The organism is Halobacillus sp., assembly GCF_049282395.1.
Classification (GTDB): domain Bacteria; phylum Bacillota; class Bacilli; order Bacillales; family Halobacillaceae; genus Halobacillus.
Genome location: NZ_JBAPTY010000320.1, coordinates 1 through 1,993, shown reverse-complemented (window position 1 = coordinate 1,993; position 1,993 = coordinate 1). Strand labels below are relative to the sequence as shown.

The window sequence follows — 1,993 nt, the reverse complement described above, 5'->3', positions numbered from 1 at the left end:
TACGGATCTCGTCTGCGACGACCCCGAATCCTTTCCCGTGCTCTCCAGCTCTTGCTGCTTCGATGGAAGCGTTTAAGGCCAGCAGATTGGTCTGATTGGAGATGTATTCGATCGCTCCGAGCGCTTCCGTTACTTTTTTCATTTGTTTTAGAAGCTTTTCATTAAAACTGCCAAATTGTTCAGTGACCCGAATGATCTCTGTGAATACGTGGTTGAATTCATCGACTTTTTCTTTCCCATCATTCGACAGTGATCGGACACTTTCAGAAGTCGAAGCGGAAGTTTCAATGATCTCACCGAGGGACTGAATCATTTCATTAATGCTGTCCATTTGGCTCTGAAACTGAGTTAAGTGTTCTCCTTCGATCTCGATATCTTCAACCATTTCCATCAACTGGGTGCTGACCTGCTCGGATGACTCGGTTACTTGTGTATTCATCTTGTTTAAGTGCTCACTATGAGCCTCGACGTGGCGAAGTTCTTCCAGAGATTGACGGATGGATTCGTCTTTATTTTCATTTGCATCCGTTCGAGCAAACTCTTCGCGAAGGGCAATTCTTTTTACGTTGAAAAATATGAAAATAAGAAGGGATGCTGTCACGACAGTTAATCCCCCTAACACGGATAGGCTGACGGCAGGATTGAAATAAAAGGATAAACTATAACTTAAGGCGCCATAAATGATTACGGCCAGGCTGATGGACAAAAGTGGAATAGCTCGTTTCAGTTTCATACATGTACTCGCTTTCTCTTAGAATTAAGGATCCTGTCCAGACGGAACGAGAAGGGCAGACCCATTCCATAGATCATCCCAATCTTCAACAGGTTAAACGGTATGATTACGTAAAGGACGGCGGTTCTAAAATCGGTGGCCAATGGATTAAATTGTGTGAATTGACCGACATACTGTTCTTTCGTTACCCCGATCAGTTCCATGATCGATGGAAGAATAAAATAGTAATTTAATAGATACATCGTGGATAAGAAAACGGTAACGGTGATGGCAAAACTCCATAGATTCAGTTTCTTTTGATAGTGATAGAACATACCGATCAGTCCGACAATGAGTGCTCCGGAGAAAAAATTAGCCAATTGTCCGACAGGAAGTCCAGCGTAGCTCCCATGGGTGATGTAGTCTATTAAATTCTTGAGAAACTGAATGAGTACGCCTGCGACAGGTCCCAGTGTGATCGCTCCAATCAGAGCGGGAATATCACTAATATCCATAGTAAGAAAAGGAGGAAAGAAAGGAACAGGAAATTTAAAATAATAGAGGATGATGCTGCAGGCGGCTAATATTCCGATGGTTGTCGTACGTTGTAGTCTGGATAACGTCAAGGTCAATCATCTCCTTAAGAAATAGAAGAGAAGACCAGGCGGGTTCTTCTCTTCCGATTGGATTATGCGTTTCCTTGTAATGAGCTGGTATGAGGAGCCAGCAGACTGGCCGCATGTTCGACAACTCTCGGGCTGGAGGACTTCGCTCCTTTGAAATTTCGGCTTTCTTTGACTTTATGGACCCCAAAACCATCCAGATCATAAGCGACCATCATAGATTTAAAGTTGGGCGCGTCGATGACTAAAAACCATTCCCGGATCAGTTCGCTATTAGGTGGAAGAGGAATGTAGTGGATGACATCGGAAGAATCCATCGGCACATCTTCCTCACCGAAAATGTAAACATTCGAATATTCGGTCATGGCCTGGAAGCGGTCCAACACGTTTTTGGCATGGGAAAATTTCTGGAACCCGGCATAGACGTTTCCTTTTAACTTTTTCATAAGAACCATATTTTCCATCATTAAACACATGTACTCAAGCTGCGGAACCTTGGATTCAAAATTCAGGGAACTGGATTGCAGCTGAGACAAAGAAGCGTTGTCCAAGTTTCTTGTTTCTCCTTCGACAGAACCGAAGCATTCGTTAAATAGAGAGAGATTTTTAATATTCAATTATGCATTCCTCCTATGGGAGCTTCAAGACTCCTAAATAT

3 protein-coding genes are annotated in these 1,993 nt (G+C 43.1%); all 3 read right to left on the bottom strand.

Going from position 1 to position 1,993, the window contains the following annotated elements; genetic code table 11:
* On the bottom strand, positions 1–733 hold a 733-nt coding region (locus WAM07_RS13585; RefSeq protein ID WP_422167661.1), incomplete at its 3' end, for a methyl-accepting chemotaxis protein.
* Positions 730–1,338: an ECF transporter S component gene (locus WAM07_RS13580; protein ID WP_422167659.1), complete on the bottom strand. Its 609-nt coding sequence runs from the start codon at positions 1,336–1,338 to the stop codon at positions 730–732. The genes WAM07_RS13585 and WAM07_RS13580, both read right to left, overlap by 4 nt.
* Before the next feature lie 62 nt (positions 1,339–1,400).
* The gene (locus WAM07_RS13575) at positions 1,401–1,952 is read right to left on the bottom strand and encodes a DICT sensory domain-containing protein (protein ID WP_422167657.1); all 552 of its coding nucleotides are present in this window, start codon (positions 1,950–1,952) and stop codon (positions 1,401–1,403) included.
* Between the last annotated feature and the right edge of the window lie 41 nt (positions 1,953–1,993).